Genomic DNA, 14,827 nt, shown 5'->3' with positions numbered 1-14,827 from the left:
ACGCGTGAAGCGGTGTGCCTCGATGTGCGGTTGCAAGCTTGCGGTATGCGAGTTGCACGTTGCACAGTTGCAGCCTTGCGATGGTGCACGTTGTGCGCGTGCGGTGTGCGCGTTGATCCTTGCGAAGTACCTCGGTGCGATGCCTCAAAAGGTTGCGCGGCTTGCAATGTTTCTTGTAGGTGAAGCGCTCTGCTTCTTCATTACGTTTACACCGTATCGCAAATCTGATATGGAATAAAGCTCCAGAATTGTTTTATTTTTAGGAAAATCTAATGAACATAAAGAAAACTAGGATGGATAAGTCCAGTTCCATACAGGCTTAGACTCTTGGCTGCATAAAAATAACATAGCAGTCATATAAAATGCTACGCTAAAAAAGTTCCCTACATTATTTGCTTTCTCACGGTGGGGGCTTGCTGGTTATTCCGGAAAATAAGGTTCCTGAGTCTAATAAGTTGCTTGCTGGGGTTTGTATCGAATATGCAAACTATAGAATAGTGAATGTCCAAATACAAGAATGCAAACCGGACAAATACTGGAATAAAATGTTGCCAAATTATCCGTAGCAAGCAAAAAACGGTTGACAGTTGCCTTAAAGATGGTACTATAAATAGCACCATAGTACTATAAATGTAACCAAAAGGCGTTCATATGGAAGTTGTCATCACAAATAGGATAGCGGTATTCCGCAAAGAAAAAGGGCTGTCGCAACACCGCCTGGCAAAAGCTGTCGGTCTAAAGCGCAGGTCAATTATGGCGTACGAGAACAACATTATCAGCCCCACCTTAGAAACAGCGTACAAAATTTCTCTCGTGTTAGGAAAAGACATCAAAGAAGTATTCATACTCAGTGATTGGAGTGAATCATGAGCCTTTTTATGTATGACATGGACGAACTTAGATCGCAGGTACAAGAGGCTTTTGGCGACACGGAACATTATTTGGTGGTCGTGAAGCACAACAACTGGCAAAGCGACATCATCAAACTTTTCATCAATTCGCTGTACTACGCAACAGATAGCAGCCGCCAATTCATTGTGTATTTTAGCCCCAAAGGCATTTACGAAAAAGAACTGGGCACACCGCTAAAGAGCGATTTTGTTCTAATGCCGTGGCATGAAATTGAAGAATTGAGCCTTAAACCATGGTGGGCGCATAAAGTTATTCGTTTCTTGCATCTTGGTAAAAACATGGGATATGAAGTTAACTTCTGGGGAAGAGTCAACAAAGACAATAAAGCTAATTTGGCGAATTTGGTGGCGAATAACTGGAGAAGAGATCTCTAACAACCTACGCACAGCAAACGGGAACAATAACACGACGTGAGCATCACAAGAGAATAGCGAACGTAGTATCAAAACGACCGTGCTACGAGGTGGTTTCACACACGCCACGGTATGTATCCTCGTTTGGGCGTTAAATTCAAGTTGGAGTTGGAATTTACGCCCAAAATGGTTAACTGGCACTTTTTCGCAGAAAAGGCACACAGCAAAAAATTGCTTCACGTACACTAAATATTTTGTTGTCCTTTGTGCCTTGGTAACACGTATTTCACGTTATGACGGACGCAGTTGGGGTGAAGATTCGATTGCGCCCGCTTTGCAATTATGTCTGGAAGCTGTTCTGAAAATTTGAATTGGCGGTCGGTTGCGCTCATTTGTCGGCAGAAATTGCGCTTTCAACGGCAATTGCCAACCGCACTTGCTAGTATGCAACTGCTGTTTCATCTATAATTTCGCCATAATCATCATGATGAATTCGAGTTTGAAATGGAGATATTTTTATGATTTTAGCAGATAAAATATTGGAACTGCGTAAACAAAACGGTTGGTCGCAGGAGGAATTGGCGGACAAATTGGGCGTCAGTCGCCAATCTGTTTCCAAATGGGAAGGCGCACAAAGTATCCCGGATATGGAGCGGATAATTGCATTGAGCCGTTTGTTCGGTGTTAGTACTGATCTTCTGGTAAAAGATGAAATTGATGTTATGGGGAACAACGTCGACGCAGATGAAAATGCCTGCCAGGAAGAAGCCGGTGTTCGCATGCGGGTAATTAAGCTGGAAGAAGCCACCGCTTATATTACTCACAGAATATCATTTGCCGCCTATGTTGCTCTAGGTGTTCTTCTTTGTATTCTGGCGGCAATCCCCATGATCGGCAGCGAGCTTTTGCTTTCTCCCACCGTACATGCGCAAGTCGGTAAAACTTTGGGCTTAGCCTTTAGCGTTGCGATTGTTACCGTAGCTGTAGTTATTTTTATTATTCAGAGTTTCCACGGAAAGCGTTATCAATATTTGGAAAAAGAGGACTTTGAAACAGCTTACGGCGTTGACAGTGTGCTCAAAGAACGCTTGGAGAGGTTCATGCCGTCGTATGTGCTGCGGACGGTCAGCGGTGTCGTTTTATGTATGGTTGCCTTTATTTTTCTTATAATTTCGGATATAGCGCCGGAATTTTATCAACTTTCATCCGGCTTTTTTGTAGTTATTGCTATTGTTCTGGTGGCAGCAGCTGTTTATTTATTCGTACAGGCGAATATTGTCCGCTCGTCCTATTACCGTTTGCTGCAACCAAAGAAAAAGACTGTCTATCCTGAAAAGATTAGGGTATTGCTCGAAGCTTACTGGATTATAATTATCTTCATTTATTTAGCCTATAGTTTCATCACGTCCGATTGGAGAAAAGGCTGGATCGTTTGGCCGTTAGCCGCATTGACTTACAGAGTAATAAAAGCGGTGCTCAAAGCGTGGAGGCTCGGAAAGAAATAAATGACTTGTTTCGTTTATAATAGAAATAAATGTAAGAATCAATAGGTTTATCGACTATAATCGATAGCGTAAGCAAAAAACTGTAATCGAAAGGTACGATGTTATGTCATACATAGTACGTAACAAATATCTTAATAAGATCAAACCTTTTATTGACAAGCCTATTGTGAAGGTGATTACAGGTATGAGGCGCGTGGGAAAATCCACTTTGTTAAACATGATTCAATCTGAGTTACTTACAGACGTTCCCACAAGTCATATTATTTATATTAATTTAGAATCAGCTCAATACTTATCGGTCAAAAACGATCTTGACCTGCAAAAGTTAATTGCAACACGTAGTCAACAAATCGAAGGTAAAATATATTTTTTCTTCGATGAAATTCAGTTAGTCACTCACTGGGAGCGTGTCATAAATGCACTTAGAGTTGATTATGATTGCGATATCTATTTGACCGGCTCTAACTCAAAATTATTGTCCGGCGAGCTTGCTACCTTGCTTGCAGGGCGTTACGTGAGTTTTGAGGTGTTGCCTTTTACTTTTAGCGAATTTGTAAATTTGTATCAAACTTTGAATTTAAGCATACAGGAATTATTTCAGCTATATATCAAGATTGGCGGCATGCCCCCTCTTCATTATTTTAATGGAGAAGAAGAGCCGAGTTTTAAGTATTTAACCGATATCTACAATACTGTTGTTGTCAAGGATATACTTGAATACAATTCAATCCGAGATGTCGACGTGTTTAATCGCATTTTACTTTTTTGTTTAGATAATATTGGACAAAGTTTTTCGGCCAATAGCTTACGTAAATATTTTATGAGCGAAGGTCGTAAAGTGTCAGTGGACACCATTTTGAATTACTTGAATTTTTGCCAAGCCGCATATCTTCTAAAAAAAGCTCCACGCTATGACAGTGTCGGAAAAAAGTTATTGACGGTTGAGGAAAAATACTATGTAACGGATCATGGCTTTAGGCAAGCAGTAGGTTTTTCAAATGTTGCATCAATTGAACGTATTCTGGAAAATATCGTCTATATTGAGCTTTTGTCTCGTGGCTTTCAAGTTCAAGTTGGTCGTATTAACAATCAAGAAATCGACTTCATTGCTACGAGGCAAGATAAAACTGAGTATTATCAAGTCTCTTATTTAATGGGTAATGAAGAGACTCGTAGTAGAGAATTTGGTGTTTATCGATTGGTTAAGGATAATTATCCTAAATTCGTTTTGTCGATGGACACAATAGATTTTTCGCAAGAAGGCATTATACACAAATATTTACCAGATTTTCTACTGGAGAAAGACGCGTAAGGTGCCTGATTTTGCTCTTATGTAGATTAAGTTTCGCGATGACATTATGAAAGCTCAAAAGACTAGTATGGTTCTAATTTTAAAGACTTGCATATTAGGAATAAGGAGCACGTATGAGATTAATTAGACCAGATAAGAAATATATCCAAAGTTATATAGAAGCAAATGAAGAAGATGAACGCTTTAGACCGCATGCTGAAAGACGTTTTAGAGACTATGAAACAATTATAGAGCGTTCTTATAATTTTGAGCATGGTATAAATTTACCTGCAAATTATGTGAGAGCTACTACATTTTGGCTGATAGATAATGAAAAATTTATTGGTGAAATTGGTATTAGGCACGAATTAAATTCTTTTTTAATTAACTATGGCGGTCACATAGGGTACGAAATTAGGCAATCTGAATGTATGAAGGGCTATGGAACAAAAATGCTTTCTATGGCACTTACATATTGCAAAGAGACTTTGAATCTGCATAAGGTTTTGATTACATGCGATGATGACAATATCGGGTCAATAAAGGTTATAGAAAATAATGGTGGAATTTTGGAAAACAAAGTGAAAAATAGCTTATCAAGGGGAAATGTTACAACAAGAAGGTATTGGATTACTCTATAGAAGTAGATGTACTACCCGCGCTCTCGACCCGCGCTGAGAACGCCTGCTTGATGTCAAAAGCTGATTAGGTTGGTGCATGTTAGGCTTCCATCCTTGCTACATATTAAATAAATCAGCATGACTGCCTGTGCGAGACGCAACGAGTATAAGCTCGTCTTCGTGAATGGCATAAATCAAAAGCCAGTCTGGTTGGATGTGGCATTCTCTAAACCCTTGGTAAGATCCAGTAAGAGCGTGGTCTTTGTGCTTTAGGTCTAGTGTTTCCCCAGCACAGAGTTTGTCAAGCACCTCTTGAAGTGAAGATATATCAAGGCCTCGCTTTTTAATCCGCTTGTAGTCCTTGCGAAACTTAGAAGTTGCTTGAAGTTTAAGCATATAACCTAATCCTCTGCGTTGAGAGCTTTCAAAAGCTCATCTGTGGTGTTATAGGATGTTGCTTGAATTTTACCTGATATGATATCGCGTGCTTCTTGCATAGCAGCCAGTGTTTCGGCATTATACTTTGGGACTTCTACTTTAAATGGAAGGCCGCCGCGCAAAATGCACTGGCGCAAGAAAATGTTTACGGCACTTGACATATCGATGCCGAGTTCGCTAAACAGTTCATTTGCGTCTTTTTTGACAGTACTATCAATACGAATTTGAGTAGGACTTGTTGCCATAGTATCAGCTCCTTTTAATACGATTATGATACGAACGGTATACGTTGTCAAGCGATAAACAGATGAAATTTCTATTTCTTGTGCTACATACGAGATATGTGCCGAGTGCCAAACTATCCTGCTTTTTGTCCGCGCCGCCCTGTAATGTTCGGCTAAGTTTTGGAATCAACAGCAAACCAAATCTTTATCCATGCTGACCACTCAATCCGTATTGTATAGCGTGCAGGTGTTTTCCCAAACGATATACAAGCTATCCTATAACAGCTATACTATACAAACGAGTTAATTGGCTGCATGAAAGCCAATAGGTAGACATACCAAGAATGTGGGAACTCTATGGCAAAGAAATTGCGTCTTAAAGATATTGCCGAGCAAGCAGGCGTTTCTATTACGGTGGTTTCACTGCTCCTTAACGGCCGTGATGTTCGAGTAAGCGACGAAAAACGTCGTCTTATTTTAGACATTGCGCGGCAAAATCACTACAAACCCAATCAAATTGCACGGAGTTTGGTTACTCAACGTTCGCATACTTTGGGTTTGATCGTTCCTAATATCGAAAGCCGATTTTTTTCGTCGTTTGCTAAACATCTTGAACTTAAGTGCCGCGAAAACGGCTATGCCTTATTTATCACCAATTCAGACGAAAGTTCCACGCATGATAGCGAGCTTGTTTCGCTTTTGATTCAGCGCGGAGTAGATGGCATTTTTATTATTTCTTCTGATGAGCTATCTGCTACCGAAGAGTTTAAGCAAACGCTTTTGCACTTAAGCGTTCCTTACGTTATGGTTGACCGTACCATTGCTGGTCTTGCGTGCGATAAAGTGTATTTCAATAATGAATTAGGCGGCTATCTTGCCACGCATTACCTGCTTGCTCATAATCACCGCCGCATTGCAGCGCTTATTAACGCAGATTCCCTAACGGGTCAAAGGCGTCTTAATGGCTATAAGCGCGCGCTGCAAGAATATGGCGTTGCTTTTGATGATTCTTTGATTTTACCAAGTAGATATTATATTGAAGATGCGTACAATGCTTCTCATGCGCTGGCACATCTTGGCGCAACGGCTGTTTTTGCAAGTAGTGATAACATTGCTTTAGGGCTTCTTCGTTACTTATATCAAACAAACTTGCGAGTTCCGCGCGATTATTCGGTTGTGAGCTACGATAACTCTGCAGCTGACGCGCTGTTTGAGCCTGCCTTAACTTCTGTTGAGCAAAACGTTTCTGAACTAGCTCAAGCGTCGTTTGATACCATGCTTAAACGGGTGTGTGTTGACAAACACGATAAGAGCAACGCATGCGATGAAGCCGACGCATGCGATGAGGACCCCGCACGTGCTCCTTTTGATATTATGCTTAATCCCGTGTTGGTAGAAAAGGCAAGTGTTCAAAATTTGTAGCGGGCACCCTTGTTATGAGGCGTATGTGAGAACTTCTCATCTTGGTCTGCTAATACGTATAATATTTCTTATATGTGCATACGCTGCACAGCGCTGCTGTTTTGATGTCTAACATTTGCTGTTTTGTGTATGGGTAGCGCTCGTTGATGCTGAGTATCGGCGCCTTTACACGCGGCGTTTGTTGCAAGGTGTCTATTTTTGTGGGTAGTATCGTAAGTTTTTGCTTAAAAGTGTATGGCACTTAAAAGTGTATGTTTTGTAAAAGGAGGGGAAAGATTTGGCTCAGCCCGTGCTTGGAACACCTTGGTATAAGCCGCTCGGCATACGTAAACAGGAGTGTTCGTCGGCGCAAACCTTAGCGTCACTTGACGCGTATTGGCGATGTGCAAATTATATAAGCGCAGGTCAAATCTATCTTTTCAGCAATCCTTTGATGAAGGGCGGCTTAAGCCCACGCGACATAAAGCATAGGCTTATGGGGCATTGGGGAACCATTCCCGGGCTTAATTTCTTATATGCGCACATCAATCGGTTTATTCGTGATCATGGTCAAAACACGGTTGTACTTATGGGACCAGGTCATGGTGGACCTGCAGGAAATGCAGAGGCTTTTATCGATGGTAGCCTGTCGGAAGTGTATCCCGATATCCCTCAAAACGAGCAAGGTTTGGAGCGGCTTTGTCGCGCGTATTCATTTCCTTTGGGCTTTCCTTCTAATCATGGTCCGCATACGCCAGGTTCAATTCACGAAGGGGGAGAGCTCGGCTATGTTCTTTCCCACGCCTTTGGTGCCGTTTTGGATAATCCTTCGCTGTTGGCAATTCCTATTATTGGCGATGGAGAGTGCGAAACAGGCCCTTTAGCTGCAAGTTGGCAAACCAATAAATTTATAAATCCACAAACTGATGGCCTCGTATTGCCAATTGTGCACCTCAATGGTTACAAAATTTCAAATCCGTCCATTTTGGCGCGTGTTTCACTGCAGGAACGCGATGATTATTTTAAAGGTATGGGGTATCGCCCATATACGTTTGTTGCGGGTTTTGATGAAGAAGACGCACTGTCAATTCATAAACGCTTTGTAGCGTTATTTGAAGAAATTTTTGCTGAGCTCTGTTCAATAAAAGAGCATGCAAAGCAGGGGTTTCACGAGAGACCATCATATCCGGTGCTTATTTTTAAAACCCCAAAGGGATGGACGTGTCCAACATATATTGATGGTCAAAAGTTTGAAGATTCTTGGCGTTCTCATCAAGTGCCCTTTGCCGCGGCAGATGAAACGCTTACGCATTTTGATGATTTTTGTGCATGGATGGCTTCGTATCGTCCACAAGAGATTTTTGAAAAAGATGGTACCTTATCTAAGCAAGTTACTCGTATTTTGCCACAAGGTGACCTGCGGATAGGTTCCAACCCTTGCGCAGACGCAGGACGTGTTCGGTGTGCGCTTACGCTGCCATCGCTTGATTTGTATAAGCTAGCGCCTGATACATCGCAGCGTGGAGCGCTCTGCGCTTCGCCAACGTATGTACTTGGTTTGTATACCGCCAAGCTTTTGCAAAACAATCCACAGATGTTTCGCGTATTTGGCCCCGATGAGATTGCTTCTAATCGTTTTCAGTCAATTTATCGTGCAACTCATAAACAATGGTACGTGGATATAGATAAAGACCTCGAAAACGACGGAGAACTTTCGCAAACAGGTAGTGTTATTGAGCAACTTTCCGAGCACCAGTGCGAAGGTTTATTGGAAGGCTATGTGCTTACAGGTCGTCATGGAATTTGGGTGAGCTATGAGGCGTTTGCGCAGATTACAGCCTCTATGATCAGCCAACATATTAAATGGCTTGAAGCACTAAGGCGTGAGGTTTCTTGGCGAAAGCCCATTTCTTCGCTCAATATTTTGCTTACCTCTCACGTTTGGCGTCAGGAACATAACGGCTTTACACATCAAGATCCAGGTATTGTGGACACGCTTCTCAATAAATCTTGTAATAACGAGCATGTTATACATATATATTACCCATGTGACGCCAATCTTTTGTTGGCGGTGGCGCAACAAGCCTATACTGCCACCGATTGCGTCAATGTGATATTTGCAGGAAAGCAGCAAATTCCTGTTTGGCTTACGCTTGACGAAGCGCGTTTGGAACTTGCACGCGGTGTGCTTGAATGGACGTGGGCATCGCATACAGACGCGCATGGCAACTTTGATTTGGTACTTGCAACCTGCGGTGATGTTCCTACTATCGAAACTTTAGCAGCTGCAGATATACTTCGCCGTCAAGGTGTTCATTTTAAGTTTGTGAATGTGCTTAATTTATGCGCACTTCAAAGACATGAAGAAAATGACACTGCGCTTACCGATGAGGAATTCACCGAGCTTTTTTCAGCTGATAAACCCGTTTTGTTTGCGTTTCACGCGTATGTAGGCACCATATATCGCCTCATATGGGGTCGTCCTCATAGTAGTAATTTTTACGTACACGGCTATCAAGACCTAGGTTCAACAACAACGTTTTTTGACATGCTTCATATGAACCAGATGGATAGATTTGCGCTTGCAGCTCATGCGTTACAAATTCTTAATGCACAAAGAGCGTTGGTTCACAGCTGTGCAAAACCGTTGTGGAAAACTGCGCGCCAAGAAATTCTTGCATATCGAGAACAACTGTATCGTTTTACCCTTGAACATGGTTACGATGATCCTGCAGCTACGTCTTATCCAAGCGTGGCTAAAGATTAGAGCGCGCTGCTTGTTGCTGTTTTAGCTGGCGGTGTTAATCGTGATTGATAGCGTTATTCAAACTCGTGCGATAGCACCCATATACCATACAAGCAAGCGGCAATAACACAAGCATAGCAGGGAAAAATAGTGCGTGAGGAACACACGTTGCCAATACACCGCCAATCATTGGTGCTGTAGCCATGCCAATATCAAGACCAATATAAAATGTTGAACTTGCAAGACCTTGTTCGCTTCGAGGAGCGAGCATCATGGCAGTTGATTGGTTTACCGAATAAATAACGCCGTATCCAATTGATAACAGAATCGCGGCAATACTCATAAGAATGTCGTTAGACATGAACGACATCATAAGCAAATATCCTGCCATAGCAATGGTGCTTATCCAAAACCATATGCCAAACCTTACTAAATCAAAGTATTTTTTGAAGACAACACGTATGATGAGCAGCGCAATTGCGTATATTATAAAGAATAGACCGCTTGATACTTCAAGTGACGCGTCCGCCACGTATTCAACCAAATCGGCTTGCGTTGCAAAGTAGGGTATAGAAAAACAAATCATAAATAACGTAATAGGAAACGCGTCTTTTTGAAGGATCTTAACGTTTCTCCACGGCACTTTTGATTCAATAGAACATGTGTTTGTAGAGGTCGCGCAGCTTGTGTGTTGTGCAACAGGGTATGCGTGATTGCTTACAAATTGGATAACAATTAGCATGATGAATGCGGCACCAGCTGCTAACATAAGGGCTTCTCGGTAGCCGATAATTTTATAAAAATAAATTCCAACTGCAGGAGCGATTGCCATAGCAAGAGCATTCATAAGCCCGTAAAAGCCCATAGCCTCGCCCACGTGATTGCGCGGAACAAGAAAACCTAACCACGTAGTCATACATACTGTTGCAAGCACAAAGCCCGTACCGTTAATAAGTCTAAAGATAATAAGCCAAAATCCGTTAGGAGCAATACAATAGCCAACAACACCTATAAAAATAAGTACGCCTGCAATACAAGATAGCCGATATTTAGAAAAACGGTCGGTAATGTTTCCGGCTATAGGACGCAAGAAAAGAGAAACTACGCTCATTGATCCGGTAATGATTCCGGCAATAACTGCGCTTACGCCAAGCGTAAGGGCGTAGCCATTAATGAGCGGCGTTACCAGCATAGTAGAAAACATAAAGAAAAATGATGCTGCCATAACCAAAATTACATCGCGCGTATAAATGGATTGATGAGTATGGTTTGTGTTTATAGGCTGTGTAGGTTCTTGGCGAGATATTACGTTCATAGCCACCGCGGGTTCTTGCTTAGAGTGTTCGTTCAGTTCCTCTGCAGGTTCTTGATGAGAGTTTGCGGTGGTGTCATGTACATGTGTGTGAGCTTGATTGAGCCTATGCGGAAACGTACTCGAAGAGATTTCTTGTGACAAGCGAGTGTCCTTTCGTTAACAAGTCCTTTACACGGTAAAGGTGCATAGTTAAGAATGCTCTAGTTTGGCGGGTTTAATGCGCACATCATAGATATAACAAAAAAATGCTAGAAAATATGCGCGGTTATCTTTGTTTGTGGTATGCATGATTGAACGAACAAACACGTTCTTAAGAGTTATGGTGCATAGAGTTTCTGCGGTGATGGATACATGGGTATGATAGAGAAGATTCCTGCGCTTTGAATATCGTTTGTATAAAAATCCACCCCTTGACTATCAAAGGGTGGATAAAAATTTACATATCGCATTAACCAAAAAGCTGTACGTGCGCGATTGTTGCGTTACAAGTTGCGCATAGTGTGTACGCAAGCAATTTGATTACTTTTTGCGTTTTTTCATAAGACCCAAGCTTATTGCACTCATACCGAGCGAAAGAAGGCCAAAACCAAGCGAAATAGAAGTTGAATCCGCTGTTTTGGGAGAGCTGCTCATGTGTTTAGGTTGAGACGACTTGTTAGTTGTGTGTTTGTCGTTATTGCCATCATGCTTTCCATCTGCTGCGCCTTGACCTTGTTTGTCGTTCTGGTCTGGTTGGGGCTGTTGGTTTTGCTGAGCTTGTGCTTGTTGTTTAATTTGCTCAAAAGCGGTTTGTGCTTGCGTTGCAGCCTGTTTTGCAGTCTCGAGTTCCGCAGTTTTAGCTGTTATTGTTTGATTCAGCGTATCAAGTGTTGTTTGAGCTTCTACAGCATCCTTTTTGGCAAAATCTTCTTTCTTTTGAGCAGCAGCTTTAGTGTTAAACCTCTCCTGCATTTCATCAACGGTGCTCTTTTTATCTTTGTATGCTTGCGTTTTTTCCTCAAGCGTTGTTTGAGCAGTCTGCGCATTTGTTTTAGCTTCTTCGAGCTGGCGTGCAGCGTTTGCCTCTTGGGTGCTTGCTTCATTTGCACTTGCAAGTTGTTGAGCCGCAAGACGCGTATTTTCCTCTACTTTTTGAGTAAGGTCTGCAAGTTGAGCATCTGCTTGATTCTTTGCTGCTTCAAGTGGTTGCTTTTCTTGATTTGCTTTTTCTTTTGCTTGGGTGAGTTCGGTCTCTTTTTGTTGTTTCACTGCCTTTTTGAAGTTGAAATTAAAATTAGTGGTATGAAGTCCTTTTTTCAGATCTTCAATAGGTTGTTTAAGAGCGGCTACTTGTGCATCTGCCTGACGCTTTGCCTCTTCAGCAGCTGTTTTCTTTCGTGTTTGTGCCTGAATGGCGTTCTGATTTTCTGTTAAAGCTTGTGCAGCTCGCGCAGCTTCAGTTTGTGCTGTTTGTAAATTGCCAACTTTTGTACCGTTTTCGATATCTTTAACATCTTGTTCTTTTGTTTTTTTTGTTGGCTTCTAATCCAGCCGTTTTACCGTTCAATGTTTGCAGTTGAGCTTCTGCTTGTTTTGCTTCTGTATCTTTTGCTTTTGAAATGTCTTCTTGTTTTTTCAGCTCAGCTTCTTTTGCTTTGAGTTCGGTTTCTTTAGAAGTTTTGTCTTGTTCAAGACCATTGAACTCGTTTGTTTTTTGTTCAAGTTCTTTTTGAATGTTATTCAGCTTAGTTTCGTGCTCTTTAACTTTTGCTTCTAAGGCTTTTGTAGCTTGAGTTACTTTTTCCTGTGCGTCGTTCTTATCGCTTGCAAGCTTTTTACCAGCTTCTACGGTTGTCTCGTGGTCTTTTTGGGTTTTATCTTTTTTCTCTGCGAGTGCTGTGTGGGCTTCCTCTTTTGTTTTCACATCATTATCGGCGGCATCTTTGTCATTTTTCGCCTGCTCTTGTGCTGCTTTGAGCGTGTCTAATTCGCCTTGTTCTTTTTTCAACTCAGCTTCATCAACCGCAGGAAGTTGTTTATTTTCTTCCTCGGCAGTTTGAGCAAGCTTTTGCTTTTCTGCTAAATCTTTTTGAGCGCCATCAAGTTTGCCTTGTGCATCTTTAAGCTCTTTTTGTGTTTGCAGGACTTTATTATTGGCGTCTTCAAGCTTTTTTTGTGCCTCGTTAACATCATCTTGTGTAACAACTCGTGCTGGCTGTGTTGCAGCGATAGTTTGTGCTTGATTGCTTGCTGTGTTTTGAGTAACTGCCATAGCAAGCGGTGCCGGATATGCAAGAGCTAAACCTGCGATAACTGCTCCAATGCGGTGTATATTTTTCATGTTCATCCTTATCTGGATCGTTTGCTTTACACTAGGAAAAATAGTTTACATGAGCAACTAAATATTTCCTAAAGGATTTTTTGTGTGTGTTCAACATGTGAATAATATGGGCACATCGTCATGTTCTCGATGTGCCCATATACAAAGATCAGAAAAGAATGAAGATATCCTGTTAGGATGTCACGCTTATGCAAGTGCTGCGTATACATGAATAGGACCGCAAACTATCGTGCAAGCTATCGCGCAAGTAGGCGCGCACAAGCTATCATACAAGCTATCGTGCAAGTGAACCCATAGGATCCCACGGTTCAAGTACGCGCGCTTCTTCTTGCTCAAATACAGCTCGTTGTTCGGCGGTTAAATACTTTATGTCTACAACAACCTGATACACATATTCATCAAACCATGCATCCGACAAGGTATCAAAGCCGTCACGACCGTGGTCTTTACCCCAGCTGTTTTCAACTTTCCACATAACGGGCTTTTTGTTTTCGTCTAAACGAACACCTTCAAGCACCATAGCGTGAGTCATCAGTGATTCTGCGTAATCAAGGCGTGTAGCTTTATCCATGCAGCCTTCAACCTCAAAGCCAAATAACGCGTCTACATCAAGCGCACCAAGATCCATCATACCCTCATCGCGCAAGTACGATTGCGCTACATCGCAACCAAACCACACAGGCAAGTTATCGCTGAGCTGGGCAATAGCTACGCGCTTAAGCTCGGACGGCTCCAAATTGAGATAGCGCACGCCGTGATCTTCCCAAACATTGCCCAAACGAGAAACCGTGTAGGTATGACCAAACGGTTTATCTGCAGTTGGTGCCGAAATAAGAGAAATATAATCATCAAGGTTCATGTCAACAGCACGCTTGAAAAATTCTTGCGGTGTAAATGTTCCTGAAAGTACGAGCTTGTGATCTTTATCGCGCATACGAACGTCAAAGGATACAGGAGGCTCGCCCAAACAGATAGAAAGCAAATGATAAATGTTGTTCATCATCTCTTTTTTCATCTCGTAGAGATCTTCCTCTGCCGCTCCTGCTTCGTGCGTTTCACGTAAATTATGCGCACAACCGCGCAAATAACGAGTTAAATAGCGATCCATGTCTGATGTGTTGCACGAATTTGCTGTTTCGGGCATGGCTTCCTTGGGGCACACGCCATATTTTTTTACCAGGCTCTTAAACATATCCCATTGACCACCATCGCCAATAGGATCGGTGAGTAAAAACGAAACAAGGCGACCGTGTAAATCTTCGTCAACGGTGTCGATGATGTTCTCCAAAAACCAGTTACTTTTTTCCATTTTGTCCCAAAAGAGGGGATATGCTTGCGAAAGCTCAAAGGTATCAAGATTATATTTTTTGATAATGCGGTAGCGCATGGTATTAAGTGACGCAAACATCCAGCAACGCCCAGAACGCTGCTGATTGCAGCGCTTTCCTTGCGTTACTTCGATATCAAAATCAAGCGTATTTTGCGCAACGCCCTCGGGTACACGTGCTGCTTTTCGTACACCGTTAGAACTTGCTGCATTTTTTGCAACTTGATTTGCGCGTTCATCAACAAAGCTGTGATGAGCGCGAAAAATATCTTCAGAAGAAATGCTGTGCATAAAATTCATGAAAACCTCCCTAAAGTACGCAGCGTTAGTAATCACTGCCATGTTAGGTAAGCATATCATGCAATGTGGAGGTAC

The 14,827-nt window shown here is 42.1% G+C and carries 14 protein-coding genes; 8 read left to right on the top strand and 6 right to left on the bottom strand.

What is annotated here, in order from left to right; translation table 11 throughout:
• The first annotated feature begins 22 nt into the window (after positions 1 to 22).
• From HMPREF0091_RS05935 to HMPREF0091_RS05910, 6 genes are all read left to right on the top strand, one after another.
• Positions 23 to 238 (top strand): hypothetical protein, encoded by a 216-nt coding sequence (locus HMPREF0091_RS05935; RefSeq protein WP_006303422.1) that lies wholly within the window; start codon positions 23 to 25, stop codon positions 236 to 238.
• Positions 239 to 651: 413 nt separating this feature from the next.
• Entirely contained in the window at positions 652 to 870 is a 219-nt protein-coding gene (locus HMPREF0091_RS05930) for a helix-turn-helix transcriptional regulator (RefSeq protein ID WP_006303421.1), read from the top strand.
• Positions 867 to 1,286, top strand: a complete 420-nt coding sequence (locus HMPREF0091_RS05925) for a hypothetical protein (protein ID WP_006303420.1) — start codon at positions 867 to 869, stop codon at positions 1,284 to 1,286. Before HMPREF0091_RS05930 ends, HMPREF0091_RS05925 begins: the two co-directional genes overlap by 4 nt.
• Before the next feature lie 497 nt (positions 1,287 to 1,783).
• On the top strand, positions 1,784 to 2,770 hold the full coding sequence (locus HMPREF0091_RS05920) for a helix-turn-helix domain-containing protein (protein WP_006303419.1): 987 nt from the start codon (positions 1,784 to 1,786) through the stop codon (positions 2,768 to 2,770).
• Positions 2,771 to 2,873: 103 nt separating this feature from the next.
• Positions 2,874 to 4,082 carry an ATP-binding protein gene (locus tag HMPREF0091_RS05915; protein ID WP_006303418.1) on the top strand — a complete coding sequence of 403 codons (1,209 nt, stop codon included), beginning with the start codon at positions 2,874 to 2,876 and terminating at the stop codon, positions 4,080 to 4,082.
• A gap of 113 nt (positions 4,083 to 4,195) precedes the next feature.
• Positions 4,196 to 4,702: a GNAT family N-acetyltransferase gene (locus HMPREF0091_RS05910; RefSeq protein WP_006303417.1), complete on the top strand. Its 507-nt coding sequence runs from the start codon at positions 4,196 to 4,198 to the stop codon at positions 4,700 to 4,702.
• 96 nt (positions 4,703 to 4,798) lie between these two features.
• Here HMPREF0091_RS05910 and HMPREF0091_RS05905 read toward each other — a convergent pair whose 3' ends face one another.
• Positions 4,799 to 5,077 (bottom strand): type II toxin-antitoxin system YafQ family toxin, encoded by a 279-nt coding sequence (locus tag HMPREF0091_RS05905; protein ID WP_006303416.1) that lies wholly within the window; start codon positions 5,075 to 5,077, stop codon positions 4,799 to 4,801.
• A gap of 5 nt (positions 5,078 to 5,082) precedes the next feature.
• A complete protein-coding gene (locus HMPREF0091_RS05900) occupies positions 5,083 to 5,364 on the bottom strand; it encodes a type II toxin-antitoxin system RelB/DinJ family antitoxin (protein WP_006303415.1) in 282 nt (93 codons plus the stop codon).
• Positions 5,365 to 5,700: 336 nt separating this feature from the next.
• Between HMPREF0091_RS05900 and HMPREF0091_RS05895 the strand changes: the two genes are divergently transcribed.
• Together HMPREF0091_RS05895 and HMPREF0091_RS05890 are read left to right on the top strand one after the other, a co-directional pair.
• Complete coding sequence (locus tag HMPREF0091_RS05895) at positions 5,701 to 6,765, top strand: LacI family DNA-binding transcriptional regulator (RefSeq protein ID WP_006303414.1); 1,065 nt, start codon at positions 5,701 to 5,703, stop codon at positions 6,763 to 6,765.
• Between the two features lie 277 nt (positions 6,766 to 7,042).
• On the top strand, positions 7,043 to 9,511 hold the full coding sequence (locus HMPREF0091_RS05890) for a phosphoketolase (RefSeq protein WP_006303412.1): 2,469 nt from the start codon (positions 7,043 to 7,045) through the stop codon (positions 9,509 to 9,511).
• Positions 9,512 to 9,545: 34 nt separating this feature from the next.
• Here HMPREF0091_RS05890 and HMPREF0091_RS05885 read toward each other — a convergent pair whose 3' ends face one another.
• The 4 genes from HMPREF0091_RS05885 to HMPREF0091_RS05870 form a co-directional block, all read right to left on the bottom strand.
• The gene (locus HMPREF0091_RS05885) at positions 9,546 to 10,946 is read right to left on the bottom strand and encodes an MFS transporter (protein WP_006303411.1); all 1,401 of its coding nucleotides are present in this window, start codon (positions 10,944 to 10,946) and stop codon (positions 9,546 to 9,548) included.
• Between the two features lie 378 nt (positions 10,947 to 11,324).
• The gene (locus tag HMPREF0091_RS05880; protein ID WP_006303410.1) at positions 11,325 to 12,053 is read right to left on the bottom strand and encodes a hypothetical protein; all 729 of its coding nucleotides are present in this window, start codon (positions 12,051 to 12,053) and stop codon (positions 11,325 to 11,327) included.
• Positions 12,054 to 12,291: 238 nt separating this feature from the next.
• Positions 12,292 to 13,125 carry a coiled-coil domain-containing protein gene (locus HMPREF0091_RS05875; RefSeq protein WP_035434667.1) on the bottom strand — a complete coding sequence of 278 codons (834 nt, stop codon included), beginning with the start codon at positions 13,123 to 13,125 and terminating at the stop codon, positions 12,292 to 12,294.
• A gap of 274 nt (positions 13,126 to 13,399) precedes the next feature.
• Complete coding sequence (locus HMPREF0091_RS05870; RefSeq protein ID WP_035434664.1) at positions 13,400 to 14,752, bottom strand: C1 family peptidase; 1,353 nt, start codon at positions 14,750 to 14,752, stop codon at positions 13,400 to 13,402.
• Positions 14,753 to 14,827: the final 75 nt, after the last annotated feature.

Origin of the sequence: Fannyhessea vaginae DSM 15829 (assembly GCF_000159235.2) — a bacterium.
Lineage (GTDB): Bacteria > Actinomycetota > Coriobacteriia > Coriobacteriales > Atopobiaceae > Fannyhessea > Fannyhessea vaginae.
This window is presented reverse-complemented; position numbering and strand designations above follow the sequence as displayed.

What these genes read in the sequence shown, in the direction of transcription:
- HMPREF0091_RS05895 (WP_006303414.1), top strand. Translation starts at nt 5,701, where the DNA reads ATGGCAAAGAAATTGCGTCTTAAAGATATTGCCGAGCAAGCAGGCGTT.
- HMPREF0091_RS05910 (WP_006303417.1), top strand. Translation starts at nt 4,196, where the DNA reads ATGAGATTAATTAGACCAGATAAGAAATATATCCAAAGTTATATAGAA.
- HMPREF0091_RS05870 (WP_035434664.1), bottom strand. Translation starts at nt 14,752, where the DNA reads ATGAATTTTATGCACAGCATTTCTTCTGAAGATATTTTTCGCGCTCAT.
- HMPREF0091_RS05900 (WP_006303415.1), bottom strand. Translation starts at nt 5,364, where the DNA reads ATGGCAACAAGTCCTACTCAAATTCGTATTGATAGTACTGTCAAAAAA.
- HMPREF0091_RS05930 (WP_006303421.1), top strand. Translation starts at nt 652, where the DNA reads ATGGAAGTTGTCATCACAAATAGGATAGCGGTATTCCGCAAAGAAAAA.
- HMPREF0091_RS05920 (WP_006303419.1), top strand. Translation starts at nt 1,784, where the DNA reads ATGATTTTAGCAGATAAAATATTGGAACTGCGTAAACAAAACGGTTGG.
- HMPREF0091_RS05875 (WP_035434667.1), bottom strand. Translation starts at nt 13,125, where the DNA reads ATGAAAAATATACACCGCATTGGAGCAGTTATCGCAGGTTTAGCTCTT.
- HMPREF0091_RS05915 (WP_006303418.1), top strand. Translation starts at nt 2,874, where the DNA reads ATGTCATACATAGTACGTAACAAATATCTTAATAAGATCAAACCTTTT.
- HMPREF0091_RS05905 (WP_006303416.1), bottom strand. Translation starts at nt 5,077, where the DNA reads ATGCTTAAACTTCAAGCAACTTCTAAGTTTCGCAAGGACTACAAGCGG.
- HMPREF0091_RS05925 (WP_006303420.1), top strand. Translation starts at nt 867, where the DNA reads ATGAGCCTTTTTATGTATGACATGGACGAACTTAGATCGCAGGTACAA.
- HMPREF0091_RS05935 (WP_006303422.1), top strand. Translation starts at nt 23, where the DNA reads ATGTGCGGTTGCAAGCTTGCGGTATGCGAGTTGCACGTTGCACAGTTG.